This is a genomic window from Pseudomonas edaphica, from assembly GCF_005863185.1.
Classification (GTDB): Bacteria; Pseudomonadota; Gammaproteobacteria; order Pseudomonadales; family Pseudomonadaceae; genus Aquipseudomonas; species Aquipseudomonas edaphica.
This window is the reverse complement of sequence record NZ_VBVZ01000793.1, coordinates 1-2438: the sequence shown is the minus strand read 5'-3', so window position 1 is coordinate 2438 and position 2438 is coordinate 1. Positions and strand designations below refer to the sequence as shown.

Sequence of the window (2438 nt, the reverse complement as noted above, 5' to 3'; positions counted from 1 at the left end):
GATCTGGACCGTGCGACCATGGACATGATCCGTCGAGCCCAGCCACTGCCCAAACCACCGGCCGATATGTTGAAAGGCGGCAGCGTCGAAATCGTCGCGCCATTTGTTTACAACATTGAGAAGCGCCGCCGGTAAGCGGCAAACGGGAGCCGGCTGGTGTGGGAGCCCCCACACAAGCCAGCTCCCACATTTGGTTTCACCACTTCAGCAAAATCCTCAACATTCCCCGCTCAATCCCCATCAAAGTTCTGATAACGTGCGTCTATCGATTGCAGCCGGTATGCTTGGCCCGCAACCTCATGGACGCCCGCTATGACTCTTACAGAATTACGCTACATCGTGACCCTCGCCCAAGAGCAGCACTTCGGCCACGCGGCCGAGCGTTGCCATGTCAGCCAACCGACGCTGTCGGTGGGTGTGAAGAAGCTTGAAGACGAACTCGGTGTGCTGATTTTTGAGCGCAGCAAGAGCGCCGTGCGCCTCACGCCGGTGGGCGAAGGCATCGTCGCCCAGGCCCAAAAGGTACTGGAGCAAGCCCAAAGCATCCGCGAGCTGGCCCAGGCCGGCAAGAACCAGCTGACTGCACCGCTCAAAGTCGGCGCCATCTACACCGTCGGCCCGTACCTGTTCCCGCACCTGATTCCGCAACTGCACCGCGTTGCGCCGCAGATGCCGCTGTATATCGAAGAAAACTTCACCCATGTACTGCGCGACAAACTGCGCAATGGCGAGTTGGACGCGATCATCATCGCCCTGCCGTTCAACGAAGCAGACGTGCTGACCCTGCCGCTCTACGACGAACCGTTCTACGTGTTGATGCCGGCCTCCCACCCGTGGACGCAAAAGGACACCATCGACGCCGGCCTGCTCAACGACAAGAGCTTGCTGCTGCTGGGCGAAGGTCACTGCTTCCGCGATCAGGTACTGGAAGCCTGCCCGACCCTGACCAAGGGCAACGACGGCGCCAAACATACCACCGTGGAATCCAGTTCCCTGGAAACCATTCGCCATATGGTCGCTTCCGGCCTGGGTATTTCGATCCTGCCGCTGTCGGCAGTGGACAGCCATCACTACGCCCCCGGCGTGATCGAAGTGCGCCCACTCACGCCGCCGGTGCCATTCCGTACTGTGGCGATTGCCTGGCGCGCGAGCTTCCCGCGCCCGAAAGCCATTGAGATCCTGGCCGACTCGGTCCGTCTGTGCTCGGTGGCCAAGCCGAATGCTGCGAGCTGATTAACGGTATGACAGAGCTGTCGCAGGTGTCGGTCACCGCACTCAAAGGTGTCGGTGACGCCATGGCCGAAAAGCTGGCCAAGGTCGGCCTGGAGAACCTCCAGGACGTGCTGTTCCACCTGCCCCTGCGCTACCAGGACCGCACGCGTGTGGTGCCCATCGGCCACTTGCGCCCTGGGCAGGATGCTGTGGTCGAAGGCACCGTCAGCGGCGCCGATGTGGTGATGGGCAAGCGCCGCAGTTTGGTCGTGCGCCTGCAGGACGGCACCGGCGGCCTGAGCCTGCGTTTCTACCATTTCAGCAACGCGCAAAAGGAAGGCCTCAAGCGTGGCACCCGCGTGCGTTGCTACGGCGAAGCCCGCCCCGGCGCATCCGGCCTGGAAATCTACCACCCGGAGTACCGCGCAATCACCGGCGACGAGCCGCCTCCGGTCGATACCACACTCACGCCGATCTACCCGCTGACCGAAGGCCTGACCCAACAACGCCTGCGCCAGCTGTGCATGCAAACGCTGACGATGCTCGGCCCCAAAAGCTTGCCCGACTGGTTGCCTCTGGAGCTGGCGCGCGACTACCAACTGGCGCCGTTGGACGATGCGATTCGCTACCTACATAACCCACCCGCCGACGCCGACGTCGACGAACTCGCACTGGGCCATCACTGGGCCCAGCATCGCCTGGCCTTTGAAGAGCTGCTGACGCACCAACTGTCCCAGCAGCGCCTGCGCGAAAGTATGCGCTCCCTGCGCGCGCCGGCGATGCCCAAGGCCACGCGACTACCTGCGCAATACCTGGCCAACCTCGGCTTTGCGCCAACGGGGGCCCAGCAACGCGTGGGCAATGAAATCGCCTACGACCTCAGCCAGCACGAACCTATGCTGCGGCTGATCCAGGGCGATGTGGGCGCAGGTAAAACCGTGGTGGCCGCCCTCGCCGCCTTGCAGGCGTTGGAAGCCGGTTACCAAGTGGCGCTGATGGCGCCCACCGAAATTCTCGCCGAACAGCACTTCATCACCTTCAAGCGCTGGCTCGAACCGCTGGGCCTGGAAGTGGCGTGGCTGGCCGGCAAGCTCAAGGGCAAGACCCGCGCAGCGGCGCTGGAGCAGATTGCCGGTGGCGCACCGATGGTGGTGGGCACTCACGCATTGTTCCAGGACGAAGTGCAGTTCAAGAACCTCGCCTTGGTGATCATCGACGAACAGCAC

At 62.8% G+C, this 2438-nt stretch carries 3 protein-coding genes; all 3 read left to right on the top strand.

All coding sequences use genetic code 11. The annotated features are described in order from the left end of the window. Window positions 1-135: energy transducer TonB (locus tag FEM54_RS30550; RefSeq protein ID WP_477749749.1), on the top strand; the 135-nt coding region annotated here is incomplete at its 5' end. 177 nt (window positions 136-312) lie between these two features. Beyond that, a complete protein-coding gene (locus FEM54_RS30545) occupies window positions 313-1233 on the top strand; it encodes a hydrogen peroxide-inducible genes activator (protein WP_017135841.1) in 921 nt (306 codons plus the stop codon). An 8-nt stretch (window positions 1234-1241) separates the two neighbouring features. Next, window positions 1242-2438, top strand: a 1197-nt coding sequence (locus FEM54_RS30540; protein WP_138454063.1) for a DEAD/DEAH box helicase, incomplete at its 3' end; no start/stop codon positions are given.

Excerpts from the sequence above, each read along its gene's own strand:
- FEM54_RS30545 (WP_017135841.1), top strand. The coding sequence starts at position 313 with ATGACTCTTACAGAATTACGCTACATCGTGACCCTCGCCCAAGAGCAG.